Annotated in this window: 28 protein-coding genes and 1 other annotated feature; of the genes, 8 read left to right on the plus strand and 20 right to left on the minus strand. The window is 35.7% G+C overall.

Annotation, left to right across the window (positions count from 1 at the left end; translation table 11 throughout):
* The first annotated feature begins 135 nt into the window (after window positions 1-135).
* Complete coding sequence (locus K412_RS0101920; protein WP_024831541.1) at window positions 136-849, plus strand: Pr6Pr family membrane protein; 714 nt, start codon at window positions 136-138, stop codon at window positions 847-849.
* Between the two features lie 101 nt (window positions 850-950).
* Here the strand turns inward: K412_RS0101920 and K412_RS0101925 are convergent, their stop codons facing one another.
* From K412_RS0101925 to K412_RS0101935, 3 genes are all read right to left on the minus strand, one after another.
* Complete coding sequence (locus K412_RS0101925) at window positions 951-1,721, minus strand: DpnI domain-containing protein (protein WP_024831542.1); 771 nt, start codon at window positions 1,719-1,721, stop codon at window positions 951-953.
* 369 nt (window positions 1,722-2,090) lie between these two features.
* Window positions 2,091-2,891, minus strand: coding sequence for a GNAT family N-acetyltransferase (locus tag K412_RS0101930; protein WP_024831543.1), 801 nt, complete (start codon window positions 2,889-2,891; stop codon window positions 2,091-2,093).
* A 73-nt stretch (window positions 2,892-2,964) separates the two neighbouring features.
* A complete protein-coding gene (locus K412_RS0101935; RefSeq protein ID WP_024831544.1) occupies window positions 2,965-3,810 on the minus strand; it encodes a helix-turn-helix domain-containing protein in 846 nt (281 codons plus the stop codon).
* Between the two features lie 149 nt (window positions 3,811-3,959).
* On the opposite strand from K412_RS0101935, the gene K412_RS0101940 reads away from it, so the two are divergent.
* From K412_RS0101940 to K412_RS0101950, 3 genes are all read left to right on the plus strand, one after another.
* Window positions 3,960-5,879, plus strand: a complete 1,920-nt coding sequence (locus K412_RS0101940; protein WP_024831545.1) for a glycosyl hydrolase family 28 protein — start codon at window positions 3,960-3,962, stop codon at window positions 5,877-5,879.
* 159 nt (window positions 5,880-6,038) lie between these two features.
* A complete protein-coding gene (locus tag K412_RS0101945; RefSeq protein WP_024831546.1) occupies window positions 6,039-6,797 on the plus strand; it encodes a CPBP family intramembrane glutamic endopeptidase in 759 nt (252 codons plus the stop codon).
* 149 nt (window positions 6,798-6,946) lie between these two features.
* Window positions 6,947-7,324, plus strand: a complete 378-nt coding sequence (locus tag K412_RS0101950) for a S8 family serine peptidase (RefSeq protein ID WP_024831547.1) — start codon at window positions 6,947-6,949, stop codon at window positions 7,322-7,324.
* Between the two features lie 115 nt (window positions 7,325-7,439).
* Here K412_RS0101950 and K412_RS22260 read toward each other — a convergent pair whose 3' ends face one another.
* A complete protein-coding gene (locus K412_RS22260; RefSeq protein ID WP_054749829.1) occupies window positions 7,440-7,676 on the minus strand; it encodes a hypothetical protein in 237 nt (78 codons plus the stop codon).
* Window positions 7,677-7,756: 80 nt separating this feature from the next.
* Window positions 7,757-8,080: a hypothetical protein gene (locus tag K412_RS22265; protein WP_082394901.1), complete on the minus strand. Its 324-nt coding sequence runs from the start codon at window positions 8,078-8,080 to the stop codon at window positions 7,757-7,759.
* 483 nt (window positions 8,081-8,563) lie between these two features.
* On the opposite strand from K412_RS22265, the gene K412_RS0101965 reads away from it, so the two are divergent.
* A complete protein-coding gene (locus K412_RS0101965) occupies window positions 8,564-9,781 on the plus strand; it encodes an IS256 family transposase (protein ID WP_024831548.1) in 1,218 nt (405 codons plus the stop codon).
* A 362-nt stretch (window positions 9,782-10,143) separates the two neighbouring features.
* Here K412_RS0101965 and K412_RS21620 read toward each other — a convergent pair whose 3' ends face one another.
* Window positions 10,144-10,527: a transposase gene (locus K412_RS21620; RefSeq protein WP_278244545.1), complete on the minus strand. Its 384-nt coding sequence runs from the start codon at window positions 10,525-10,527 to the stop codon at window positions 10,144-10,146.
* Complete coding sequence (gene istB, locus K412_RS20280; protein WP_024831549.1) at window positions 10,502-11,545, minus strand: IS21-like element helper ATPase IstB; 1,044 nt, start codon at window positions 11,543-11,545, stop codon at window positions 10,502-10,504. The genes K412_RS21620 and istB overlap by 26 nt, the downstream gene beginning before the upstream one ends.
* 95 nt (window positions 11,546-11,640) lie before the next feature.
* On the opposite strand from istB, the gene K412_RS0101975 reads away from it, so the two are divergent.
* Genes K412_RS0101975 through K412_RS22270 form a run of 3 tightly spaced genes read left to right on the plus strand, consistent with a single transcriptional unit; the run spans window position 11,641 to window position 12,936 of the window.
* Window positions 11,641-11,934 carry a helix-turn-helix domain-containing protein gene (locus K412_RS0101975; protein ID WP_024831550.1) on the plus strand — a complete coding sequence of 98 codons (294 nt, stop codon included), beginning with the start codon at window positions 11,641-11,643 and terminating at the stop codon, window positions 11,932-11,934.
* Window positions 11,934-12,818 carry an IS3 family transposase gene (locus K412_RS20285; protein WP_024831551.1) on the plus strand — a complete coding sequence of 295 codons (885 nt, stop codon included), beginning with the start codon at window positions 11,934-11,936 and terminating at the stop codon, window positions 12,816-12,818. The genes K412_RS0101975 and K412_RS20285 overlap by 1 nt, the downstream gene beginning before the upstream one ends.
* Window positions 12,778-12,936, plus strand: coding sequence for a hypothetical protein (locus K412_RS22270; protein WP_157833804.1), 159 nt, complete (start codon window positions 12,778-12,780; stop codon window positions 12,934-12,936). The genes K412_RS20285 and K412_RS22270 overlap by 41 nt, the downstream gene beginning before the upstream one ends.
* A 392-nt stretch (window positions 12,937-13,328) precedes the next feature.
* Here K412_RS22270 and guaA read toward each other — a convergent pair whose 3' ends face one another.
* The 13 genes from guaA to K412_RS0102050 form a co-directional block, all read right to left on the minus strand.
* The gene (guaA, locus tag K412_RS0101990; protein ID WP_479691920.1) at window positions 13,329-14,852 is read right to left on the minus strand and encodes a glutamine-hydrolyzing GMP synthase; all 1,524 of its coding nucleotides are present in this window, start codon (window positions 14,850-14,852) and stop codon (window positions 13,329-13,331) included.
* A 128-nt stretch (window positions 14,853-14,980) separates the two neighbouring features.
* A complete protein-coding gene (gene mnmL / locus K412_RS0101995; protein WP_024831553.1) occupies window positions 14,981-15,925 on the minus strand; it encodes a tRNA modification radical SAM protein MnmL/YtqA in 945 nt (314 codons plus the stop codon).
* Complete coding sequence (gene larC, locus K412_RS0102000; protein WP_024831554.1) at window positions 15,912-17,246, minus strand: nickel pincer cofactor biosynthesis protein LarC; 1,335 nt, start codon at window positions 17,244-17,246, stop codon at window positions 15,912-15,914. The genes mnmL and larC overlap by 14 nt, the downstream gene beginning before the upstream one ends.
* A 69-nt stretch (window positions 17,247-17,315) precedes the next feature.
* Entirely contained in the window at window positions 17,316-18,062 is a 747-nt protein-coding gene (gene larB, locus K412_RS0102005) for a nickel pincer cofactor biosynthesis protein LarB (RefSeq protein ID WP_024831555.1), read from the minus strand.
* A gap of 16 nt (window positions 18,063-18,078) precedes the next feature.
* Window positions 18,079-19,201 (minus strand): peptide chain release factor 2 gene (prfB, locus tag K412_RS0102010; protein WP_117385186.1). Its coding sequence is split into 2 segments (ribosomal slippage): window positions 18,079-19,125 and window positions 19,127-19,201, totalling 1,122 coding nucleotides; the frame shifts between segments, so codons are not numbered across the junction.
* Between the two features lie 68 nt (window positions 19,202-19,269).
* Entirely contained in the window at window positions 19,270-20,142 is an 873-nt protein-coding gene (locus tag K412_RS0102015) for a Cof-type HAD-IIB family hydrolase (RefSeq protein WP_242835501.1), read from the minus strand.
* On the minus strand, window positions 20,126-21,289 hold the full coding sequence (locus K412_RS0102020) for an aminotransferase class I/II-fold pyridoxal phosphate-dependent enzyme (RefSeq protein ID WP_024831558.1): 1,164 nt from the start codon (window positions 21,287-21,289) through the stop codon (window positions 20,126-20,128). Before K412_RS0102020 ends, K412_RS0102015 begins: the two co-directional genes overlap by 17 nt.
* A complete protein-coding gene (locus K412_RS0102025) occupies window positions 21,286-21,765 on the minus strand; it encodes an Lrp/AsnC family transcriptional regulator (protein WP_024831559.1) in 480 nt (159 codons plus the stop codon). The genes K412_RS0102020 and K412_RS0102025 overlap by 4 nt, the downstream gene beginning before the upstream one ends.
* 81 nt (window positions 21,766-21,846) lie before the next feature.
* Window positions 21,847-22,127: a binding site (T-box leader), on the minus strand.
* Between the two features lie 88 nt (window positions 22,128-22,215).
* On the minus strand, window positions 22,216-22,656 hold the full coding sequence (locus K412_RS0102030; RefSeq protein ID WP_024831560.1) for a DivIVA domain-containing protein: 441 nt from the start codon (window positions 22,654-22,656) through the stop codon (window positions 22,216-22,218).
* Between the two features lie 158 nt (window positions 22,657-22,814).
* Window positions 22,815-23,141, minus strand: a complete 327-nt coding sequence (trxA, locus tag K412_RS0102035; RefSeq protein ID WP_024831561.1) for a thioredoxin — start codon at window positions 23,139-23,141, stop codon at window positions 22,815-22,817.
* Between the two features lie 80 nt (window positions 23,142-23,221).
* Entirely contained in the window at window positions 23,222-24,268 is a 1,047-nt protein-coding gene (locus K412_RS0102040) for a hypothetical protein (RefSeq protein WP_024831562.1), read from the minus strand.
* Between the two features lie 15 nt (window positions 24,269-24,283).
* Entirely contained in the window at window positions 24,284-25,324 is a 1,041-nt protein-coding gene (locus K412_RS0102045) for a phosphodiester glycosidase family protein (protein ID WP_024831563.1), read from the minus strand.
* Between the two features lie 178 nt (window positions 25,325-25,502).
* Complete coding sequence (locus K412_RS0102050; protein ID WP_024831564.1) at window positions 25,503-25,919, minus strand: putative ABC transporter permease; 417 nt, start codon at window positions 25,917-25,919, stop codon at window positions 25,503-25,505.
* Between the last annotated feature and the right edge of the window lie 56 nt (window positions 25,920-25,975).

Consider the following 25,975-nt stretch of genomic DNA (forward strand, 5'->3'; position numbering starts at 1 on the left):
TAAAAAATTAAGAATTTAGTATTTTTATGAGATATTGTATAGATTTTAGTACATTTTATGGTATAATTAATTTAGAAAAACAAATGAATACCGCTGTCAAAGAATAAAATTTGTCGAAATGCAGAGGTGAGAATTATGTATATTCATAATCGATTGCTCGCATTACTTTTTAGAATTTTGTTTTTGTTTGGTTGTGGAATAGGTTTATACTTGAACTCTGGAATTCCCAGTGGAAAGTTTGCATCCTACATGCTTATTTTCTATACGATACAGAGTAATGCCTTGTGTTTCGTGTTCTTTTCCATTTTGGCAGTAAAAAATCTGATTGATATCAAAACTAAGGGTATTAAAGGTTCTACCAGCGTCTTTCCCCACTTAAAGGGTGCAGTTACCATGACAATCTCAATGACATTTATTATTTATCACTTCGTACTGGTTCCTTTGTATACTTCTCATGATGTAAACTATAGCGTACTTAACTGGCAAAATATTCTGGTACATTATTTTGTTCCTATAATGACAGTTTTGGACTGGCTGTTATTTGACAAAAAACAAAATTTCAGGTGGTTTGATCCCATGCTTTGGATTTCTATTCCAATCTCTTATTTCATATTTCTTATTGTAAGAGCAAGAATAGGCGGAATGATTGCAATAGTTCAAAGCAAATATCCTTATTTCTTTGTTGACGTTGACATTCTCGGATGGATTAATGTGTTAAAATATGCAGGCGTTTTTATTCTGGGATTTCTTGTTTTAGGATATGCTATTTATTTAGTTGACAAAATCTCCATCGAAAATATCAAATTTAATTTTATAAAACCAACTAGCTATTTTACAAATAACCTATAACCTATACAGTCAAACTCTATAGGTCAATGGATATATAAAACCGCCATAGAAATGGCTTAAAATTAGTCAATGTCTTTGGCGGTTGACTATACCCTCAAAAATTATATTTTTCTATACTGTCCACGATTATTTAAAAATTCAATATATCCTTTGTCTCTTAAGAATTGGAGCTGCTGACGAATTTTAGCCTTAATATTATTATTCTCAGGGTGTTTTGCTGATAACATTGGCTCAAATTCATAAACTTTATCAATTGTAAACACATCATCACCTATAGCATTAACACAATTTAAAACATCAAACAGCCATCCTCTTGCTTCAACATCCCTTGTTTCTAATGAACGAGTACGATTTAGCTGATCAATAATAATTTCTCTGTTTTCTACAACGCCGTTTTGGATAATAAAAATACGTCCTTGTTCAGGAATATCATTCAATAAAATGTTACAGCCCGTCCAACCGGCTCGCCTTGCAGTTTCAGCAAGTGGTTTTCGCTTTTCAATAATGCCCGGAACAAAAAAGTGTTTTGGTACAATAACCAACGATATAACTTTATGCTTTTTAGGATCATAGCAAAGGAAGAAAAAATCAGGGTTTGTGTTGCTGGTTATGCGTTCTATCATAGTGTTATATGCACCATCATTTACTCTATCGCCAAGTCTGCTTCCTTTGCTTTTCAACTCATATTGATTATTACAATTTGGACAATAAAAATCTGCAACTGGTTTATTATTTGTAAATTGCTCAATTTTTTGATTGCCACACCGTGGGCAAAACATATTACTTTTTACCCATCCTTCGGTCATTCGTCTAATTCGTTGAGAGGAACTTATATATCCAGAAGCCAATGTAGTATCAAAATATAGATTTATATGTTTTCAACTCACTTTCATTATTTATTAGTTTATCTTAAGCTCTTATCGTTAACAGTTTCTCTGCATCTTTATATCTTATTGCATTTGATATGTTGACATTATATTCCACATTTTGAACAATAACAACACCTTGGTTTGCGTTTCGAATCAAATTATTTTATAAATATAAAATTCTTTCCTTTAATTAGATTTGAATAATAGAATACTTGTATTCCCTATAATTAACACAGGTTCACGCGAATAATCAATTTATTTTTAGGTATTACAGGAATTTTACTCCAGTATTCCGGGGTAATTTGCTTAGCTTCTTTATATTCTGTACTACGTAGTGAATAATGCGAATCACGCCATCTTTCCTTTACCTACCTATGTTATTTCATACAAACTTTTATCTATTTTTACATTTTTTACAGAGTAGGTAACGTATTCACTTTCAAAATGATATCCTAATTTTAAAGCTAATGCTGCCGACTCTCTATTCGCAGAATCCCAACTCGGATAAATGCCATTGTTTAAGCATTCTAGAATTAATTTTGAAGCACATGCAATGGCAAGCCCTTTCCTACGATATTCCTTTTTTGTATCTATTTCAATTTCTATTCCCTTATCATATACCGTATAAGAGGACGCACCACATACAATAATTGAATTATGGGTTACAACAAAACCGTGTCCTAACTTATCATAATGCTCATAGCTTGAAAATTGAGAGCATAAGTCTTTTGACCATTCTTCCCTCTTTACATTATAAAATTGTTCCTCATCTATCTTTTGAATGATAAATTCTTTCGATAGGCTATTAATGTATGCTTTTAGTTTGTCTATATCAAATACATCAGGTTCCTTTTTGAATGAGTACCGCATAAATTTATGACATTTATTTTTATACTCACCCTCAATAAGAATTCCCCATTCATTACTGCCAGGAACCATTAGAATACTCGGTGTAGTATAATAATCTGGAATATTTTTTACCAAATCTAAATTGGGAACACCTGCAAAAAAGCAAAAATCACCTATTATAATCTGTGCTGATTTCGGTTTTTGAATATCATCAGCCCATGCGTTCCCCATATACCCTTGTAAACACGACCATATCATTGTTTTGCTCCAACCATTAAAAATCGGAGCAATTTTATACATATCTTCTTTAGAAACATAATACATTAGGACACTCCTCAACTTTCATTATGTAAACTTCACACCTTTTTAAAGTATTACTGGTTTCTATATTCGTACTTTACATTGCTTTAGAAAGCCTCATGTATTTTCCTGGCGAAATTCCAACCAACTTTGTAAAGCTGCGTATAAAATTAGAATAGTTGGAAAAACCGGACTTGCAACAGGCTTCAGAGACATTTTCACCATTGGAAAGCAGTCTTTTCGCCTCCTCAATACGTCGGTCAAGAATATATTCCCGAAGAGTCAATCCTGTGTGGTGCTTAAATTGTCTGCTAATATAAGTGCCATCATGATAAAATTTATTTGCTAATTTTTCTAATGAAATATCAGTAGTCAAATTCTGCTCAATATACAGCATGACATTTTTGATCAGTGGAGGCATGATACTTTGTTGTGAAAAGGATGATTGACGAAAGCAATTATTTACAAGCAGCAAAAGTTGGCTTAAATAAACATTGATTAGTATATCAGAACCATAGTTGTCTGATTCCAAAGCACTAGATAAATCATTAGCCAGGTTTATAAATTTCTTTAAATCCTCATTTTCTAAACGAACAAAAATGTTTTGAGCCAAATTTGTAGTATTAAAGCTGGCGGATAGATCTGTTTTTGGAGTTGAAAGTCTATCAAGTACAGGTCGTTTTATGTTTAAAATAATACGCTCATATAGATTATCATCAAGGCTGACAACACGATGCATTTCTGACGGAGGTGTAATAAATAAGTCTCCAGTAGTCAATTGATAGCAATTATGTTCGATGTAGTATTTAATGTTTCCTTGGATAAAGAGGAATATCTCATACCCGTTATGTCTGTGATAAGGAAAAGTTTGGCACCCTGTCGTCACTTTGTGCTGACATAATACTTCAGAGCTAATTGGTTCATAATAGTAGTTTTCGAGCATATAGATTTGCTTCTCCGATGTATATAACAATTTCACTTAATATATTATCAAAATTAGTCACTTCACGCAATAAATCAGCTATTTTATGCAAAGATATTTCGTTAAAAACATAGTATATTTGATATATCAATATAAAAAGGAGATACTTTATGGATCATAAGTTTAGAAATAAATACAAAGTGCCAGAGACAGATGTCACCAAGTTGTCTGATATCACTTATTCCTTACAGGATGATTTTAATAATTTCGATTGTAGTAAAGGACAAAGAGAATGGAATATAGAGGGATTTTCAGAGAATTTTTCGTTACCCAATGAAGCCAATAAAAGTGTTAAAATTTACGGAGAGAATAGCTTTATTAGTAAAAGCTTTGAACCCATTACTGGAAAGCTTGTGGTTTCACTTTGGGTAAGGATGGATAACAATACTCGTGGAGTAAATATAGTAACATTGTACGGAAGCAATACAAAGAACAATAACTCCAAACTGATACAACTGGATACAGAGGGTGCTTTCTTCTATACATATGATGGAATGACAAAAAAGAAATTGTGTCAATATAGCAGTGATAATTGGTACAGTATATACATTACAGTAGATACTGTTTCAGGAACTTTTTCCTTATACATTGATGGAGAAAGACAATTAAATAATTCAAGGTGTATGCAGCAATTGTGGTATGTCAACTCCATATCTATGGGGAGTCACGGTGGCGTACTTTATGTAAATCGCATTCATATATATCGGAATCCTATTCAGTCTGTATACGAAGCTGCAAAAGATTGTCCCATATTTGATGCAAAAGAATTAGGAGTAAAGTCCGACGGTGAAACAGTAGTGACAGAATCATTGCAAAAGTTAATAGACCAATGTAGTAATCTTGGAGGAGGGGTTGTATATTTAAAGGGTGGCACTTATTTGTCCGGCTGCATTGAAATGAAGAAGAATGTAACGTTATATATTGAAAAAGATGCGGTTTTAAAAGGTGTACTGGACATTGATGCATATAGCACAAAGGTTAGTAAGGACCATCCAAATTGGAACATGCTGGTACAGGGGCCACAGAAATCATTAATATATGGCGATACTCAAGAAAATATCAGAATCATGGGTGGAGGAACCATTGACGGAAGTGGCGATTTTCCAGGGCCGTATGGTTCTGAAAGTCTTCGGGTCTGCAATATTCTGCTAGTAGGATGTGATAATGCCGTTATTTGTGATTTGTATGTGACGGATGCCGGTATGTGGACAATTCCAGTTGTCGAGTGTGATGATCTGTATATTCGTGATTTGAATGTGTATTCATGTTGGTACCCGAATCGTGATGGTATTGACATCTGTGACTGTTACAATGTATTGATTGAAAACTGCAATTTAAAGTCAGATGATGACACCGTTTGCTTTAAAAGTGGAAATGAAAGCGGTTGTGACAATGTAGTTGTACGTAATACATTCATCATTAGTACAATGGCAAATGGTATCAAATTTGGAACTTACAGTTATGGCGGATTTACCAACTGTCTATGTGAAGATTGCATTATAAAAGATACACGAACCTGTGCAATCTGTATTCAAAGTGTTGATGGTGGATTTATAAAAAACTTGAGGTTTAGGCGCATAACTATCCAAAATGTTGAAAGTGTCTTTTTTGTATTAATTGGAGACAAAGGAAGAACTCCTGATTGGGGTCAGCACCGAATTGGAAGTATTGATGAAATTTATTTTGAAAATATCGAAGCTGAAAATATACGCCGAAGCTACGGAACTTATCTTGGAGGATTTGAAAAAGATGGAATACGGTACTCTATAAAAAATATCTTCTTTAATAATGTAAATGTAATTTATCAAGGAAATGTTAAAAAAGTACCACCTATTCCCGATGAATTAGCCAACCAATATCCAGAATCAAACTGTTTCGGGGTTTTGCCAGCATCAGGTTATTTTATTCGTCATGCGGATGATATAGTCTTTGATAACTGTCAAACCTTAATTGCCCTTCCTGATGCAAGACAAGTATTCGTAGTAGTGGATTCTACAGGCATTGTCGTAAATGGAGTTGAGATTGATTGATTTTGGTTCCGAGCTTAAAGAGATTCAATTTTAATGACCTAACAAGTACACCGCATAAAAAACTTGTTATCTCGTGTTGATTATGTGAAAATATGTGTAACAGGCGGAGGGTGCAATATCCTCATGTACCAACACTACTTAAGAAAGCGGAGGAGCGTTTTGAATAAATATAAATCCATATTCATATACATTATCTTTGCTTTTGCAATCCCGCTGATATGTCTAGCAGTCATGAGTATTGTCCCCTTACACTCTGGAAGTGGATATTTCATACTGTTTGGCATCTCTGCTATATCTCCAACATCAGCTGCACTGTTAACCGTTTCCTTTTTTGAGCGTGAAGATTCACTTGTTGCATTTCTGAAACGCTGCTTCACCACGTATTATAATAGAAGACTTTGCATTTTTGCACTCATCATCCCTATCATTGAAATAGTCATCATGCAGATTCTTTTACGTTTTAGTGGTAATCAATTTGCTTTGTTTAGGGAAATTAGCTTTTTGCAATTTTTAATTGTTGGCTATTCGCTCATCGCCGAAGAAATTGGTTGGCGTGGATTCATGCAAACCCGTTTAGATGGTCTTTTTCCGCCATTTTTAACTCCTTTATTCATAGGAATTATTTGGTCCCTTTGGCATTACCATTTTTACCTAATTGGAAGTATGACTTACCCAATACACTGGTTTTTAATTGGCTGTCTTGCTGACAGCTATATTTACTACTGGATTACCAAGAAGGCAAATGGCAATATCGTGCCGGCTTCCTTGCTGCATTTTTCGTACAACCTGTTTTCAAAATTATTTTTTGTCAGTGAATCGAGAAATCATTCTATTTATGCTTATCTCGTAATTGCTTCTATAGTTATTGCTGTTTTTATTATCCTTAGGACTAATTTTTTAAGAAAGGCATGGATTTAGATGCATTCAATTATGATTACTAGGGTCGTTTGATATTGTTAATTTTTTGAATAAAAGTAATAATTTACATAGAGTGGTATTAATGTTAAAATATGATACATAAATAACTACTTGGTTATGACAAATACAACATAAGGAGGTGTAAGTAAATGGCTTTGAGAAGATATTGCACAATGGTTCTTTTAGTTACTATGCTTGTAGTTCTTTTATGTCAAAATTGCTTTGCAATAAGTGGATTAACCACATCCTCAGCAATTAATTATGGAGGTACTGTTACCGCAAGCAGTCCTGAAATAGTACCGGGTCAAGTAATTGTATCAATAAAGACCGGATATGAGAGTACACTTATCAATGATGCTACTCTTGCTGAACTTGGAGTTGCTTCTGTAAAGTATTCATTTGGATCCATCTGGCTTTTTCATCTGAAAAATAACTCAGTTCAGGCTGTGTATGATGCTATAAAGAAATTAACTCAACACCCATATGTCATTTATGCTGAACCAAACTTTATTTGTCACATTTGCTAATTGAATATGATAATGTAATTGTTAGGAGTGTCACAAAACTACTTTTTATTAGTCCCGAGACACTCCTTTTTAAATCAATTAAGAAACTTTTCTTACATGAATATCTGCCATGAATCTAAATAGGATTTAGGAGCATATATCTTGCGATTTCGGTTAAATCATCTTCATCTATTGCTCGAGTCATTACTATATCCGTATTATACTGTTGAAGTGATAAAGGCTCTTCTCCCAAATGCCTTGCTACTATTGCCAAATCCAAGAGAGTGAATTCTCCGTTTTTAAAAGTACCACCTGTAACACCAATCGGGTTAACAGACGTCAGCCATACATCTCCTTTCCCGAATACGGACAAACCGTGCTGTAACGAAATATTATATGTATTACCTATATCTCCGACTTCAAACGGATAATTTGTAAGTAATCTTTTTTTTACTATTTGAACTTTTGATGAGCAATTCCAATAATCTGAACAGTCCGGATTTGGAGTTCTGGAAGGGTCATCGATTTCGAATGAAACTGTGGAAAGAGATTCCCTTTATTGTCTATTGCAGAATACGGACTGCTGCTGTCTGCCTGCTTACGCCCGAAAATTTCCACACCCATTTCATCGGCTAGTTTATTTACCCTTTTATCTAGTCCTCTGTATCCTATTGTATGTGGGAGGTCATGAAACCGCCTCCTTTGGTGTATAAATGTTCTCAGATATTCTATTGCAGTATCGTTAGGATACATAACTTCTGATAATAGGTTCCACATACCGTAAAAGACACAATCATAGTATGCGTCAGTTGCAACATAAAGAGATTTATAAATGTTTAAAATCTGACTTTCTCACATCTTGTACACATGCGTCAGTTGCAACTGCATAGGCAAGGGAAAGCGTGAAAACATGAAAACTCACATCTTGTACACATGCGTCAGTTGCAACTTCAAAAAAATGATGGATATTAAAAATGAATTTCTCACATCTTGTACACATGCGTCAGTTGCAACATGACATAAAAATGCATTTGAAATAATAGTAAAGTCTCACATCTTGTACACATGCGTCAGTTGCAACGGCTCACTTGCAAAAAAGCTTACCAATTACATTAGATTGGCTTAATGTGCGAATCAAGAAACTGTTACAACTCAAACATATGTATAAAACGGACGCTGTAAATAATTTTGTGTATGAAACATAGGAAATACTCTTTTCTGGTTAAGAATTTAAGTATTAACCAGAAAGGAGTATTTTTTATGAGCGTATTATCAAAAGAGTTAGTACAGGAAATAATTGCGGAGAATGATTTTAAAAATCCCGGAGAAATAATCTCCTTTTTAAAGGAGGCATTTAAAGATGTTCTTCAGGAAATGCTTGAAGCCGAAATGGATGTTTCTCTTGGGTATTCCCGAGATGAGTCAAGACATAAAATTACCGACAACAGTAGAAACGGTTACTCAACAAAAAAACTAAAGAGTGAATTCGGTCCTGTACAGATTGATATTCCAAGGGACAGAAAAGGTGAATTTGAGCCTAAAATAGTTCCCAAGTACAAAAGGGATGTATCAGGAATTGAGGATAAGGTGATTTCTCTTTATGCCCGAGGCATGTCTACCAGAGATATTCACGATCAGGTTAAAGAGCTTTATGGAATAGATATTTCTGCTGAAATGGTTAGTAAAATAACTGAAAGAATCCTTCCTGAAATAAAAGAATGGCAAGGTAGGCCCCTTGAGGCTATCTATCCTTTTGTATTTATGGATGCTATCCATTACAAGGTAAGAACTGATGGACAAATAGTAAATAGAGCTGCTTATGTTGTTATGGGTGTAGATATTTCAGGTAAGAAAGATATCCTTGGAATATGGATTGGAGAGAACGAATCCTCCAAGTTCTGGTTAGGTGTGTTAAATGACCTTAAAAACAGAGGTATAGAAGATGTACTCATATTCTGTGTGGACGGACTTACAGGGCTCAAAGAAGCTATTGCAGCTGCTTTTCCAAAGTCAGAAATTCAAGGGTGTATAATTCATCAACTAAGAAACTCATTTAAATATGTTTCATATAAGGATTTGAAGGCTTTTTCAAAAGATTTTAAAACTGTCTACACAAGCCCCAGTGAAGAAATAGCATTAAACCGGTTTGAAGACCTGAAAAACAAATGGGGCAAGGATTATCCATATGCATTTAAAAGTTGGGAAAACAATTGGGAAGTTTTATCACCATATTACAAGTTCCCAGAGCAGATAAGAAAAATAATATATACAACCAATATAATTGAAGGATTGCATCGGCAGTTCAGAAAAGTTACTAAGACAAAATCCGTTTTTTCTTCTGATACTTCTCTTGAAAAGATGCTTTATTTGGCATCAATGAATGTAATAAAAAAATGGACTCAACGATACCGGAATTGGGATCAGGTCATGAGTCAATTAATGATTATGTACGATGGGAGACTGGATAACTATATTTAAAACATAGAGCAAAGCCCCCACCGCCCTGAAGGGCTCGTCCTCATTGCCGGACGGGCTAGACCTTCAAAATACAGGTATAAGCATAGAAATACCATTATTAAATAATTATTGCCAGATTTAATCTAAATAATGCATAAAAATAGAATAATCTGGCAATAATTTGAAATATAGTATTAAATTTTTGAGAGTTAATACTTTGGAAAAGAGTGTGTGAAGGTTTTTCTGTAAATACAGCTTTCTATGATAATTTTTGATGAGTCACCCATAATATAAATGGAGTTCTCTTTATTAATAAATATAATAATTAAAGAATGGCATGTCAAGTACACCCTCTGTTGGGTTGTTGATATGCCATTTATCGTTTATTCTGGTAATCTGCCTTCGTACATGATCGACAGTTCTCCATATACCTTACCCCAGTTTCTGAGCTGATTTGTCCACTTTTTCGTGGCCTCAAAGGTTGCCAGATACAGGGATTTCAGCAGGGCTGTTCCGCTCGGGAAAACACTCCGTTGGCTGTTCAAACGACGATATGTACTATTTAGGCTTTCTATAGCATTTGTAGTGTATATGACCTTACGGACATCTGCAGAAAATTTGAATATAGGGCTGATGGCATCCCAGTTTTTCTGCCAGCTTCTCATTGCGTTAGGATTGTCAATGACGTTTCGATTTTGTAATTTTATAGCGTTTAAATTTTGCTGTTTTATGGCAAAAAAATTATTCCTTAGTCTTAAATAATGTATTTACCATTGTGGTACTTCCTGTCATCATCTCCTTTCGTTCCTTTAGACGATAACTTTCACCTTTAATACTTACAACTTGACAATGATGTAGAATTCTGTCAAGAATAGCGGAGGTAATAGTTATATCTGAGAATACTTCATTCCATGCTGAAAAAGCTTTATTTGAAGTAAATATGGTTGTATTTCTTTCATATCGTTTGGCTATTAATTGAAAAAATAAGTTTGCACCTTGAATATCCATTGGAAGATATCCAATTTCATCAATGATTAGTACCTTGTATTTGGCAAAGTTCTTCAATCGTTCCTGAAGTCTATTTTCATAATGGGCTTTATTCAACTGCGTAATTAAGTTATGGCAGTTAATATAATAAGTGGAATATCTATGCTCTGCAGCAATCATTCCAAGTGCTACAGCAAGATGTGTTTTGCCAACACCAGGAGTACCTAGAAAAACAACATTTTCTTTATTTTCCACAAAGCGCATGGTCGCAAGTTCCATGATCTGCTCTCTGTTAATGCTAGGTTGAAAATCAAAGTCAAACATGTCAAGTGTCTTTTTATATGGAAATCCTGACATTTTAATTTGATTTTCCACAGCTCTTGATTTCTTTGACTTGGCTTCCTGCTCTGCAATGTCACGCAGATATTTCAGATCTTCTTCAGATGACTTCATGGTGTCTTTCATTGCACCAGTGTTCGAAGCCGTTTCACTTGAATATTTGAGTTGATCCACAGCATCTGATGCGCCGCCGAACATGTTTCCAAAATTCAATTTGCTTTCAAGGTTCTTGCCGAACTCATTTCCCATGCTGAACGCTTTGCCATATTCAAGGCGATCAAGATGCGCTGCGCTTGGATCCATGCGATCAATCTTGATCTTTGCATCACCAACCAATTCAGTTGTCATGGTTTTAAGGGTTCCACGCCACCCACTGACTGCATCAGCAAGGTTTGAACCGAAAAGTGTGTCCATAGCTGATGCAATCCCTTCAATAATTGAAAGAATGTTGTCTGCCATGCTTGAAAAAAGTCTGACAATTGTAGTGGTAAACTAAATTTGTAACACCTTGTTCGGATAATATATAATAACTATTATCACAAGGAGGACCAATTATGGCCATACGTTACAATGAAGATTTTAAACTTGAAGTAGTTAAAGCCTATATGGCTAGTGATCGTTCCATGAGTGAACTATCAGCTGACTACAACATTGCAAAAAGCACCATCACCGGGTGGATAAAAAAATATGGTGAAGAATGCCAATATAAAACTACCACTAAAAAATCACAGGAAGAATCAGAATCCGCAAAGGAAATCAGAAGACTTAATCAACTTCTTCATGAGAAGGAAAAAGAAATAGATTTCTTAAAAAAAGCAGCGGCATTCTTCGCGAAGGAAATCGATTAGTGGTATATCGATTCATTGACGATTATAAAGAAATATTTGGTTTAAGATGGTTATGCAGACAATTCAAACTAAGCCTTAATTGCTACTACAACTATCTTAAAGACAATAAAAGAGATTATTACGAGCAAAAATCAATTATCAACGAGAGGATAAAGTATATCTATTACAACAATAATAGAACCATCGGCTACAGGACTATGAAAATATTTTTGCAAAGATATGGCATACATCTTAGTACTACTACTGTCCATAAATATATGAATAAAGACCTTAATTTGTCTGCCATTATTATGAGAAAAAAGCCTGACTATAAAAGTTGTAAGAAACATAAAATCTTTGATAATCTCGTAAAACAAAATTTCACTGTCAATGAAAAGAATAGAATTTGGTGTACTGATTTCACTTACATGCGCCAACCTAACGGTAAGTTTAGATACAGCTGTACCATTATAGATTTATATGATAGATCAGCTATTGCATCAATCAATAGCGATTATATAAATACAGAGCTTGCTATTGATACACTCACAGAAGCTCTAAAAAAGGAAAAGCCTAGCAATGAAATAATTCTCCACAGCGACCAAGGGGTACAATATACTTCTTGGGAGTTTGTAAACTTTTGCAAGGATAACGGTGTAACTCAAAGTATGAGCAAAGCTGGCTATCCTTATGACAATGCACCTATGGAAAGACTCTATAATACCTTCAAAAGTTGCTTCTACTATAGATATACTTTTGAAAGCATTGAACAATTAGATGAAATGACTAAGCAATATATCAACTGGTACAACTATGTAAGACCTCATTCAGCTAATAATTATATGACGCCAATGGAGGTACGATATGGGCATAATTTCCGAACAAAGTGTTACCAAAAAGGTTGACCAGTACAAAACCACCCTTCAGACTTATTCGCACCTTTATCCGAATAAGCATGGTGAAGTTGCTGATAAACTTCAAAAATTGGTATCAGATGAAACGGTTGAAACTACTGAAAAATAAAAACTTGTATCATTCATGTATCACGAAATAAAAAAGAACCCCGAAAACCTTGTAATTCCAAGGCTTCGGGGTTTTTTCTTTGTCCCCCTCCAATCCCTCATTCCCTCTTTTCCATCAAAAAAGGCAAACTCGCTTTCCCTCCCAAAAATAGGCTCCCAAAATCAAGAGGCTCTCCACATTTTGTGGAAGGCGGGTGGCAGGTCACTTATCAAAAATGCCGTAACGGCTTTAATATCAAGGGTTTGATACTCCATACAGATAAATAAAAAAGACCCTGAAACAAGTCTAAATGACTTATCTCAAGGTCTCATCTTCATTTATTTCTTTTGTTTTTGGGGGAAGCCCATTTTGCCCTTTTCAGGGAAAGGTGGGTTGCCCTTGGACATCGGCGATTATTCCCACTCAATAGTAGCCGGTGGCTTTGAAGTTATATCATACACAACTCTGTTAATATGTTTTACTTCGTTTACAATACGAGTAGAAACCTTTTCCAGAATATCATATGGAATTCTTGCCCAATCGGCTGTCATAAAGTCTGTAGTTGTTACCGCACGAAGAGCCAAAGTATAATCATAAGTTCTTTCATCACCCATTACACCAACACTTCTCATATTTGTCAAAACTGTGAAATACTGGTTAATTTCTCTGCCCAGTCCGGCTGCTTTTATTTCTTCACGGAAAATGTAGTCAGTATCTCTTAGTATATCCAGCTTTTCTTTTGTCAAATCACCAATTACTCTGATAGCAAGTCCCGGGCCTGGGAATGGCTGCCTCCAAACCAAATCTTCCGGAATTCCCATTTCCTCTCCGGCCTTTCTTACTTCGTCCTTAAAAAGATTTCTCAGAGGTTCGATAATTTCCTTGAAATCAACATGATCCGGTAAACCGCCTACATTGTGGTGGCTCTTAATAACGGCAGCATCACCAAGTCCGCTTTCTATAACATCAGGATAAATTGTTCCCTGAACAAGGAAATCAACCTTTCCTATTTTCTTAGCTTCATCTTCAAATACCCTTATAAATTCCTCACCAATAATCTTTCTCTTGGTTTCAGGATCAGAAACACCTTTAAGTTTCTGCAAAAATCTGTCTTCGCAATTTACACGAATAAGATTGATATCATATTGCTTTCTGAATATCTCTTCAACCTGGTCTCCCTCATATTTTCTCAAAAGTCCATGGTCTACAAATATACAAGTCAACTGCTTTCCAACGGCCTTATTAATCAAAACTGCTGCAACGGATGAATCAACACCGCCGGACAATGCACACAATACCTTTTTATCTCCAACCTTCTCACGTATTGCTTTTATTGAGTTTTCAACAAAGGAAGACATCTTCCAGTCACCTTTGCAATGACATATATTGTAAAGGAAGTTTCTAAGCATTTCCTTTCCCTTAGGAGTGTGCATTACCTCTGGATGGAACTGAACAGCATAGAGATTCTTCTCAACATGCTGCATTGCACCTGTAGGACAATTTGCTGACTTTGCTATTACTTCAAACCCTTGAGGAGGAGTATCAACATAGTAAGTATGACTCATCCAGCAAATTGTGTTTTCCTCCACATCTTTGAATAATGGCTGTGAATTATTTACACAAATTTCTACTTTTCCATATTCACGCTGATTTGCAGCAGTTACACTACCTCCCAGCATTACGCTCATAAGCTGCATTCCATAACATATACCCAGAACAGGTATCCCCAGTTCAAACACTCCGGGATCACATTTTGGTGCTCCTTCATCTAAAACAGAATTAGGTCCCCCTGTAAAAATTATTCCTTTTGGATTGTATGATTTTATACGTTCTAAAGATGCGTTATAAGGAATTACCTCGCAATAAACATTTGCTTCCCTTACCCGGCGTGCAATCAGCTGATTGTACTGTCCGCCGAAATCAAGAACTAAGACCATTTCATTGTTCAAAACTAACCGCTCCTCTTTATTTAAAATATTTTTTTATACATTAAAATACTTTTTTGGCACAGTATTTTTATATTATATCGAATTTTATCTTTTATGCATAGCATAAAGTGATAAATTTAGTCCTTAAATCTTTCTAATGCACTTCCGTTCAAATAATTAAACAACCTTCCCTGATAACTACCGTTTTCCTTCATTCTCTCTTCAATTTTATCATGAATTTTCCACCAGCTTGTTGACCAGTTGCAAAATACAGTCCTATCTTCCGGGGCCCGTCCCATTAACCTTTGTACAACTATTTCAGGATTTAAGTGTTCAAGAAAAGCTATTGTTCTGTCAATGAATTCATCCATTGAAACTGGAGTTATTTCTCCTTTATCATACATTTTTTCAAGAACAGTATCCTTCAAAATGTACAATGAATGGCACTTCACCTGTTGAATCCCCAGAGCAGATAAAATTTTAGCACCTTCTATAACATCATCAATATTATCTGTAGGCAAATCAGTAATATAATGAGCACAGGCTTCAAGGTCATATTTCTTTATTCTTATAACCGCATCTATAAATTGTGCTAAAGTATGCCCCCTTTGGAGAAATTTCAGTGAATGGTAATTAACCGTTTGAAGACCCAGTTCAATTACAATATCAATACCCTTTTCCTTTTTAATTTCTGCAAGAAACTCCATATATCTATCGTTAATACAGTCCGGCCTTGTAGAAATATATATTGCTACTATGCCTTCCTGACACGCCTCAGAGATATTTTTCTTGAATTCTTCAAAAGGGAGATATGTGTTTGAATAATTCTGAAAATATGCAATAAAAATATCACTTCCATAGTTTTTGCCTATGTACCTGGCATTTTGTGATAGCTGCTGTGATACAGACATAGTACTAGAAAGATTTTCGAAACCAGCACCCTCTTCACCGCAGAAAATACATCCGGATAAGCTGAGGCTTCCATCCCTGTTAGGACAGGTAACAGGAAGATTCAACGGAAGCTTGTACACCTTTTTGCCATATCTTTTTTTAAGGTAATCAGAGAATTTATTGTACAGCAATGTCGTAACCTTCCCGCCTGTATTTTTCACTTACTAATTCATATACTTCCTTTATGGGCATACCTGTTTTTAATGCAATGCTCCTGCAATCTTCATATTCAGGTGCAAACTTCATTATGTCACCAAGATTAGCAACCTTTACGCGAACATCCCCATATTGAGTATTAACCTTTACTAACTCCCTGTCCATACAAAATCTTTGTGAATGGCTTATCCTGATACCAAGAGTAGAAGTTTCGCTGAAAATGATATCTGATATCTTTTTTTCTTCTCCGCATTTAACAAGTACAGTCAGCATTGCTGAAGGCCTGCCTTTTTTCATATAAATAGGAGTGTAATAAACGTCAAGAGCCCCGCTGTCAAGTAACTTTTCCATTGTATAACCCATAATTTCGGGAGACATATTGTCTATATTTGTTTCAAGTATGCTTATTTCATCATTTGGTATCATATCTTGTTGGTACAGACTTCCCATAACTACTCTCAGAGCATTAAAACGGCCTGTTTCCCTTTTGCCCATACCATATCCGGTTTTTTCAATAGACATAGGAGGCATTTTACCAAATCCCGAAGATATGATTTTTATAATACCAAGTCCCGTTGGAGTAACCAATTCAAAGGGAATGTCTTCTGTGATAAGAGGGATTTTACTACTGCACAGCATTTCCATTACAGCAGGAACAGGAATAGGCAGGAGTCCGTGGGCACACTTTACAAAGCCCTTTCCTTCATGAAGCTCCGAGGCAAATATTCTTTCTATTCCCAGCATATCAAGGCATATACATGAGCCTACAATGTCAACAATAGAATCAACAGCTCCAACCTCATGAAAATGGACTTCATTTATATCCTTGCCATGAACCTTTGCTTCCGCCCTTGCTATCTCTCTGAAAATCTTTATACTCATTGACTTTACTCTAGGTCTCAGCTCACTCTTATTTATAATAAGCTCAATGTCTTCAAGATTTCTCTCTGAATGGTGGTTATGGTTATGCTCATGGTTATGCTCATGGTTATGCTCATGGTTGTGCCCATGGTTGTGCTCATGCTCTCCGTGGTGATGGTGGTCTGTATGATGTATTTCTCCGTACTGATGCTCCTCATCCCTTTCATAATGCCCTGCTTTATCTAATATTACATGTACATCAGTACCGCTTATTCCATTTTTAACTTTCTTATTTATCTCAATAGAATACCCATCAACCTTTAGCTTCTTAAGCTCTGTTAAAAATGCGGTTTTGTCAATTCCAAGGTCAAGCAGCGCACCTAAAGTCATATCTCCGCTTATGCCTGAAAAGCAGTCGAAATATAAAACCTTCATTAGTTCCTCCTAATTTACATAAATAGTATCATATGTTAAACGGGACACATGAATATGTCCCGTTATTAGTTAAAGTTTGTTAATATTACTTGCAAGATATCCTGCCCCGAATCCATTATCTATATTCACTACGCCGATTCCGCTGGCACAACTATTGAGCATAGTTAGCAGTGCTGACAGTCCCCCGAAGTTTGCACCATAACCAACGCTGGTAGGAACAGCAATAACCGGTTTGTCAACAAGTCCTCCCACAACACTAGCTAATGCACCTTCCATTCCTGCCACAACAATGATTACATTTGCTCGGGAAATCACATCCATTTTAGACAGAAGTCTGTGAATACCCGCAACACCTACATCATAAATCCTGTTAACCTTGTTTCCAAGGACTTCTGCTGTAATTGCAGCTTCCTCTGCAACAGGAATATCTGAAGTTCCTGCTGTGATTACAGCAATTTCTTTTTCTGAAACTATAATCTTTTTACGTTTAATAACAACAATCCTAGCATCTCTGTGATATTCTGCATCACATGTGATTTCGCTGATAGCGTCATAAACCTCACGAGAGGCACGAGTAGCAAGGATATTATTATTTTTCTCCATAAGCCTTTCAACAATTTCCACTATCTGATTAATGGTTTTTCCTTCGCAGTAAATTACCTCAGGATATCCATTTCTTATAGCCCTATGGTGATCGACTTTTGCAAAGCCTAAGTCCTCATAAGGCAAATTCTTAATTTCCTTATACGCATGTTCTACATCAATAGAGCCGTTTTTAACATCTTCAAGCAACTTTTTAAGATCATTTGAATTCATATTTTCACGTCTCCTATCAAGGTTGCACTACATTATCAGATTTCTCCATTGAAAGATATGCATTGATAAAGCCATCCAGTTCACCATCCATGACCGCATCAACATTTCCTTCTTCATAATTGGTTCTATGGTCTTTTACAAGAGTATACGGACAGAACACATAGGAACGTATCTGGCTTCCCCATGCTATTTCCATCTGAACTCCTTTTAAGTCCTCTATCTTTTCTTTTTGCTCTCGTTCTTTCAATTCAAACAGCTTTGCTTTCAGCATTTTCATGGCAGTATCCTTGTTCTGGAACTGTGAACGCTCTGTTTGGCATGAAACAACAACTCCTGTAGGTATATGTGTTATTCTTATAGCTGAATCAGTCTTGTTTATGTGCTGTCCTCCAGCACCGCTGGCTCTATAGGTATCAATTCTCAAGTCATCCGGATTTATATTTATCTCTATGGTATCATCCAGTTCAGGCATTACATCTGCAGATGCAAATGAAGTATGTCTTCTGCCTGATGCATCAAAAGGAGAAATTCTTACTAAACGGTGGACTCCTTTTTCAGATTTAAGGTATCCATAGGCATTTTCCCCAATTACGTGTATGGTTACGCTCTTTATACCTGCTTCGTCACCGTCAAGATAGTCAAGTATCTTTACCTCGAAGCCCTTTGCTTCTCCCCATCTTGTAAACATTCTCAAAAGCATTTGCACCCAGTCCTGAGCTTCAGTTCCCCCGGCTCCTGCATGCAATGTAAGTATGGCATTATTTTTGTCATATGGTCCTGTGAGAAGTGTTTCAAGTCTTAGCGATTCCAAATTGTGTTTTAGTTGCTGAAGGCCTTCCCCTACCTCAGGAATTACGCTTTCATCCTGCTCTTCCAGTCCCAGTTCTGCAAGAGTAAATAAATCCTCCCACTGGGTTGTTATATTGTTAAATCTTTCTATCTTAGTTTTTAAACTTTTTGTCCTCTGAAGTACCTTTTGGGAATTCTCCATGTCATTCCAAAATTCAGGCTCAGAAGCCTTATGCTCCAACTCCGCTATCTCATCACTTATTCTAGCGATGTCAAAGTGAAGCCCTCATTTCCTCTAAATTGCTTTTCAAGCCCTGAAGCTCAAGCTTGTATTCTTCCAGTTCAAGCATTTAATCATCCCTTTCAAATTAAGTAATACTTCTATTATATCCGACATATCAAATTTCTGCTATTATTTTTAACCAAGTATGAATTTTTCTATTGCCTTGGCTACACCATCCTCGATATTTGATGCAGTTATATAATCAGCCGCCTCTTTCGCACATTCTTCAGCATTTCCCATTGCAATTCCAAGGCCGGCAAAATCAAACATAGGTATATCATTTTCATTATCCCCAATAGCAATCATTTCCTGAGACGGAATTTTCAAAACTTCAGCCAAACGTTCCAAAGCCTTTCCTTTGTTTACACCCTTGTTGACAACTTCAAAATTGTTATAGTTAGAACTTGTTACGTCAACTGATTCAACAACAGAAAGTTTCTTTCTTACCGTTGCTAACAGTTGAGAGTCATCAGAAACAGCAACAAATTTAAGTACTTTGCCATCTAGTTCTTTAAGCTTTTTCCCCATATCCGTAACTATGTCAATTTCCACCCTGTCCTTTGGTGGAAGAGTTTTGTTCTTTTCATAGTACTTTAGAGAATTATAATCCAGCCTCTCTGTCAACATGGTTTCTCCGGCATATACATGAAAATAAATGTTGTCCTCATGAAAAATATCAAGTATTTTAAGGCAGTCCTCTGTATGCATAAAATCAGAGTAAATCACATTGCCATCTGTATTCTCTCTAATAATTGCTCCGTTGCATGCTATTATAGGATCCATAATGCCTAGCTGCTTAGCGTAAATCCTTGCGCCTGAATATACTCTTCCTGAACATATTACAATCTTTACATCCCTTTCCTTTGCCATATGTATAGCAGTTTTATTTCTCTCTGAGATTTCCTTGTTTGTATTCAACAAGGTTCCGTCCAAATCAATTGCCACCAACCTGTACATTTCATCCTCCGACTCTTTTGTATCTTTGCACAAATCAATATTTGTCAGCAAACTCCTTAATTCTTCTCATTGCTTCAATTATATTCTCCATGGACGAAGCATAACATGCGCGTACATAGCCTTCTCCACATTCTCCGAAAGCCGTTCCCGGGACTACGAGTACTTTTTGCTCAAGAAGAAGTTTTTCACAGAAGTCCTCTGAGCTAAGTCCGGTTTTCTTAATGCATGGAAAAACGTAAAATGCACCTTTAGGCTCATAACATGAAAACCCGGCTTTTCTGAAACCGTCAATTGCAACTCTTCTTCTCCTATTATATTCCTTTGCCATCATTATTACATCATCTTCACTGTTCCGAAGTGCTTCGATAGCCGCATCCTGAGCTGTTGTAGGAGCACACATAATGGCATACTGGTGTATTTTCTTCATTTCATTAATCAAGTCCTTATGTCCGCAGGCATATCCCAGACGCCATCCTGTCATTGCAAAGGACTTTGAAAATCCGTTTATTACAAGAGTCCTATCTTTCATTTCGGGAAAACTTGCAATGGAAGTGTGCTTCCCTTCATAAGTTAGTTCACAGTAAATTTCATCAGATAAAACAACTATATCCTTGTCTTTCAGAACCTGCACAAGCTCATAAAGGTCATCTTTACCCATTATTGCCCCGGTAGGGTTATTGGGAAACGGGATTATAACAACTTTTGTTTTATCTGTTATTGCTGCTTCTAGTTGTTTTGCTGTTAATTTGAAGTCATCTTCCTGCTTTAATTCTATGGTAATTGGGGTAGCTCCGGTAAATCCAGTACATCCCTTATATGCTACAAAACTCGGCTCAGGAATTATTACTTCATCACCGGGGCCTACAAGGGCCCTTAATGCAGCATCAATCCCTTCGCTTCCTCCTACTGTAACTAAAATTTCGTTTTCCGGGTTATAGTGGAGCTCAAATTTGCTGCTAAGATATTTACTGATTTCCTCTCTTAGTTCAATAAAGCCCGCATTGGAGGAATACTGTGTATGTCCTGTTTCCAGAGAGTATATGCCTGCCTCTCTTATATTCCATGGAGTAATAAAATCCGGCTCTCCAACCCCTAGTGATATAACGTCTGTCATTTCATTAATCAGATCAAAATATTTTCTGATTCCTGAAGGAGGCACATTTTTAATTTTATCTAAAATCATGTCCTTCATTATCATAGGAATATCTGCTCCCTTCTATCTACAGTCTTTTCCTCAAAAATTGTACCTTTATCCTTGAATTTTTTCAGAACGAAGTGTGTTGATGTACTAAGAACTGATTCTAAAGGTGCAAGCTTTTCTGATACAAACAAAGCCACTTCTTTCATGGTTCGTCCCTCAATAATAACTGTAAGGTCAAATCCTCCTGACATCAGGTAGCAGGCTGTAACCTCCGGATACTTGTAAATCCGGTCGGCGATTTTATCAAACCCAAGTCCCCTCTGAGGTGTTACCTTTACTTCTATAAGAGCCGTAACCTTCTCCTTTTGAGTTTTATCCCAATTTATCAAAGTACTGTAACCAACTATTACATTGTCAGTCTCATATTTCTTAATCGCCGCCTCTACCTCTTCAACAGGCAGACCCAGCATAACTGCTATCTCATCCGCAGTAGCCTTACTATTATGCTCTAAAATTTCTAAAATTTCTTCCATTAAAATCTCCCCTTTTCTTTTTTTTGAGAAGCCCAGCGGCTTAATATTTTTAGCAATAAAAAAAACCTATGTCCTTGTATAAACAGGGACGAAGGTTTCCGCGGTACCACCCTAATTAATGCAACAATGCATTCTCTCAATAAAGTGCGGCAACATAAAAATCTATTGCTTACACTATAAGCCTGTAACGTGGCCTCAACGTCTTTTTCTACTAACAGAATATTTTATATACTCTACGTTGGAAAAGCAACTCCTGGGCTGCCTTCAGTAATATCAGTACCGGACTCTCACCTGCCGTAGTAATCGACCGCCGGCTCTCTTAAATCTGATGAATACTTACTCTTCCCATTCACAGTATTTTAATTTATTAATATATTATATTTATCAAACTAAAAAAGTTTACTCTTATAAAAGCTATTAGATAAATTATAGTTTAGTTTATTTCAATATTCAAGCTTTTTCTTCTTTGATAAAATCCGAAAGTTGACCTTCATATTTTTTCAGAGTGTCAACAACCTCAACTTTTAGAATCTTTAGTTCCTTCTTAATATCTACAAGCTTTTCTTTTTCCTTCTCTACCTGTTGCTCTAGCTTTTTCTTTTCACTAATAGCTTTTTTCTTGGCTTCTTCAATTATATTTTTAGCCTGCTCCTGTGCTGTAATCAGTGCATTTGCTACTCTTTCACGGTTTTCTTTTATCTCAGACAGACTTGTACTGATTTCATCATACTTATTCTTTATATCTCTGTATTGAGTCTTTATATCAACAATTTCTCTTTCTTTTATCTTTAGTTTATCTTCGTATTCTTTGTTTATTTTTTCAAGATAAGAATTAACATCTTTTTTGTTGTAACCAAAAAATGAAGTTGAAAATATTTTTTCTCCTGACATAGATTTTATCCCTCCTGCTTCATGGAAAATACTGTGTATATTGGTATTTATTCCATAATAACATGAAACATCCTTTATTATCTACTATTTTTTTATAAAACAAAAAAACACGCCCTAAAATAAAATAGCGTGTTTTCAATGGACTGCATTTATAATTTTTATAAGTGTTTATTAATTAATTCTGCAAATTCGTCTTTTGACCTTGCACCAACTATCTTTTCAACTGCTTCCCCACCCTTGAATACCATTACAGTAGGAATACTCATTATTCTAAACTGAGCCGCAAGCTCACCCTCTTCATCAACATTTACCTTTGCTATACGGGCTTTGCCATCAAATTCGTTTGCTAGTTCTTCCATAATGGGAGCAACCATTCTGCAAGGGCCGCACCATGATGCCCAAAAATCAACAACTACCGGTTTATCTGATTTTAAAACTTCTGATTCAAATGATTCCTTGGAAATATTAATAATTTTATCTGACATAAATTATTCCTCCATCAATAAATAATTCTTAAAACTTAATTTAATAATACCCTATTCTTCAGGAAATAAACATAGTTATTTTAGTATTCCTTTAATGAAGTAATATTTACTTTATTTTCATCTTTTGATACAAGTACACCTTCTAATATCTCAATAAACTCACCTCTATAGGAAGCCTTGAGGTCATTTTTCAGGTTTATAACCCTGTTTTCGTCTTTATTATTAATATATAGGTTTCCATTTCCTGTGACAATAATATTTTCAGGATATGCGGCTTCCTTCATGCTTATTTTTGTCCAGTTTTCAGTTAGCTCACTATTGTCCTCTATCTTTTGTGAATAAATCTGAGTTACCAGACCATTATCGTCCAATGCACCGATATATAAAGTGTCATTCAAATCGATTCCCAAAACTGTAACGTTATTTAAGTTAATGGGAACTCTGCTGTTTGCTTTCTTTATTCCGTCATATATATTTATCTGTTTTCCCTTTTCCTGATAAACAAGCTTATTTGTATAGGTACACTCTTTTATGATGATACTGGAATCTACAGTCATTATGCGGGCGTATTGTCCCATTACATTAAACCTGATTATCCTTGCTCTGGTGTCTGAAGTCTGTATCTTTGCATAAACCATATTTGTGTAAGGTGAAAGTTCAATATCTTTTACCTGGCTTTTTGCAGGAAGTCCTGACAGTTCAGGATAATCTCTCGATGTTTCTGAATCAGCTTCATATGTGGAAATCTGAACTGTACCCTTCTGACCGTTTTTTGTATCTGAAGAATAAATTACCATATCTCTGTCAGGGAGCCAGCGGAAATAGGTAATCTTGTCTTTTCCCGTTCCTGCTACAGTTTTACTCTTCCCTTTATCTACATCGACTATGTGAAGTTTCCCGTCGTCCAAATATGCGCCAAACTTTGCATTAAAGGACAAGCTAATCATTTGTGCTCCTTCGGGAACTTTAAACTCACCTGTGGAAGGTTTTTGCTTTACAGCCGAGTTCTCAGATACACTTACTTTTATATCTGTGGCTAAAAAAACATTATTCATATACAATAATACTCCAAACTGGAATATTACTGCAAGGAGTATCCATTTATACCATTTAATTATATTTTTCACAAAGTTTCTCCTTTTCTAAGGCATTACAACAAATGCCGTAGCTACTGTTCTTTCTCCTAAAGCATCCGATGGAGTATTTACAACTTTTCCGTCATAGTACATAGTAGCTGACGAACCTCCATCAAGATTTGCAGCATTAACAGCTCCATGTTCAAGCATGATGTCTTGAACCTCTCTTAAAGTTGCTCCAAAGGACTTGAGGCTTCTTCCGTCAATAACCAGAAGCATTACAGAGCCATCCTCTCTTTGGCCTATTGCAGTTCTTGGTGAAATTCCCCAGCCGCCATCACCTTTACTGATAGTAGGCTTTCCGTTTACAATTAGCGGCGGACCAAAACTTATTCCCTCTTTAACATTATATTTAGCCAAATCTGCTTGTGAATGTTTTCCTACAATTAACATACCATCTTTAGTAAAAGCGATGGTATCCCTTTTTGTATAGTTATTTGTCAGCTTTCCGCTTATATATTTACCATTGCTTATTACAAATCCAAGTGCCACGCCTCCTGTACCAGCCCAGCCAGTATCAATAAAGCCTCCGCCATTAATGGCAGCTACAGCACCGTTCCGCTTTGCAATACTACTGGTTGTTTCCCCAGCCCGAGGCATTTTACTTGAATATCCTACCTTGATTCGTGTAGGGTCATCCACTATAATCATTTTTCCCTTAAAATTTCTGCTCTCAACATCAAAATATTCAAGGTTATTGTTATGTTTTATACCGAAGTTCAACATTTTTATATCTTCAGTATTTACATTTGAGATTGCATATCCGTCACCAAGTATTTTTGCAATAGCATTGTCGGACAAAAAGGTTTTTGCAATAAACTGTTTTGTCATTGAATTCCAGACCATTCCCGTGGCTGTTCTTTTTACATTGTCAAAGGGTCCGTAGAATATGAGTAGCGGTGTTGTTATTGTCAGAAATATAAACTCAAAAATTAGAAAACCCAAAAGGCTTCTAAGCTTGCCTTTTTTCTTTTTCTTCTTTTTGGCAGACTTTTTTTGTATAGTCTTTACCTGCTTTTCATTTAAAGAAATAGTATCGTAATTCATTAGTCCCCCTAGAATAAACTCAAGCTAAAAATCATGTTCCTAGCCTGAGAACCCCACTTTCCCAATAATTTCCCTCACAACAAAAAAGTATACACATATTGTGTATACTATAGTTATACTAATTTTATATTATAATGTGCAAGTGTAATATTTTCAAACATTTAATATAAATGTAATATTAATTTTTAGTTCTTTCCTTAATTAAGATTCTATCAAGGGTTTTATGAACCCTTTCAAAAAGCAGACCAGCTATAAACCATGCAGGTGCATAGTCGATTCGCACAAGTCCTTCTACAGCAAATCTGCCATAATATCTCCATGGATATACATGAAGTATATTCAGCAATATTTTACCTGTAGAGTATTCTATTCCCCATATTATGACAACCCAAATGATACCTCTCAAAAATATATTCCAACTTTGGATTATATCATGTATAGGCTCCAGGAAAACAGCACTTCCATATATAAAAAACATCCATAGGCTGGTATAAGCTTCAAGACTGGCATTGCCATGTGTTAAGGAATAAAGCCCTGTCCAGACTATTTCCATGCTCCAGCCAACTATTCCATAAATAAAAAATCTCTTAATCATGCTATTATTATTTTCACAAACAGATATTTTATTTACTCTTTTTGGTACTTTTGCAC

It is taken from the genome of Ruminiclostridium josui JCM 17888 (assembly GCF_000526495.1).
Lineage (GTDB): Bacteria > Bacillota > Clostridia > Acetivibrionales > DSM-1351 > Ruminiclostridium > Ruminiclostridium josui.

Bases quoted from the DNA above. Each gene is read 5' to 3' on its own strand.
- larB (WP_024831555.1), bottom strand. From the start codon at position 18,062: ATGAATTCAAATGATCTTAAAAAGTTGCTTGAAGATGTTAAAAACGGC.
- K412_RS0102020 (WP_024831558.1), bottom strand. From the start codon at position 21,289: ATGATAATGAAGGACATGATTTTAGATAAAATTAAAAATGTGCCTCCT.
- K412_RS0102030 (WP_024831560.1), bottom strand. From the start codon at position 22,656: ATGTCAGGAGAAAAAATATTTTCAACTTCATTTTTTGGTTACAACAAA.
- K412_RS0102045 (WP_024831563.1), bottom strand. From the start codon at position 25,324: ATGAATTACGATACTATTTCTTTAAATGAAAAGCAGGTAAAGACTATA.
- K412_RS0101965 (WP_024831548.1), top strand. From the start codon at position 8,564: ATGAGCGTATTATCAAAAGAGTTAGTACAGGAAATAATTGCGGAGAAT.
- guaA (WP_479691920.1), bottom strand. From the start codon at position 14,852: ATGGTCTTAGTTCTTGATTTCGGCGGACAGTACAATCAGCTGATTGCA.
- K412_RS0102025 (WP_024831559.1), bottom strand. From the start codon at position 21,765: ATGGAAGAAATTTTAGAAATTTTAGAGCATAATAGTAAGGCTACTGCG.
- trxA (WP_024831561.1), bottom strand. From the start codon at position 23,141: ATGTCAGATAAAATTATTAATATTTCCAAGGAATCATTTGAATCAGAA.
- K412_RS22270 (WP_157833804.1), top strand. From the start codon at position 12,778: ATGGGCATAATTTCCGAACAAAGTGTTACCAAAAAGGTTGACCAGTAC.
- larC (WP_024831554.1), bottom strand. From the start codon at position 17,246: ATGAAGGTTTTATATTTCGACTGCTTTTCAGGCATAAGCGGAGATATG.
- K412_RS0101975 (WP_024831550.1), top strand. From the start codon at position 11,641: ATGGCCATACGTTACAATGAAGATTTTAAACTTGAAGTAGTTAAAGCC.
- K412_RS0101950 (WP_024831547.1), top strand. From the start codon at position 6,947: ATGGCTTTGAGAAGATATTGCACAATGGTTCTTTTAGTTACTATGCTT.
- istB (WP_024831549.1), bottom strand. From the start codon at position 11,545: ATGGCAGACAACATTCTTTCAATTATTGAAGGGATTGCATCAGCTATG.
- K412_RS0101930 (WP_024831543.1), bottom strand. From the start codon at position 2,891: ATGTATTATGTTTCTAAAGAAGATATGTATAAAATTGCTCCGATTTTT.
- K412_RS0101920 (WP_024831541.1), top strand. From the start codon at position 136: ATGTATATTCATAATCGATTGCTCGCATTACTTTTTAGAATTTTGTTT.
- K412_RS22265 (WP_082394901.1), bottom strand. From the start codon at position 8,080: ATGTGGAACCTATTATCAGAAGTTATGTATCCTAACGATACTGCAATA.
- K412_RS0101935 (WP_024831544.1), bottom strand. From the start codon at position 3,810: ATGCTCGAAAACTACTATTATGAACCAATTAGCTCTGAAGTATTATGT.
- K412_RS0102050 (WP_024831564.1), bottom strand. From the start codon at position 25,919: ATGATTAAGAGATTTTTTATTTATGGAATAGTTGGCTGGAGCATGGAA.
- K412_RS0101940 (WP_024831545.1), top strand. From the start codon at position 3,960: ATGGATCATAAGTTTAGAAATAAATACAAAGTGCCAGAGACAGATGTC.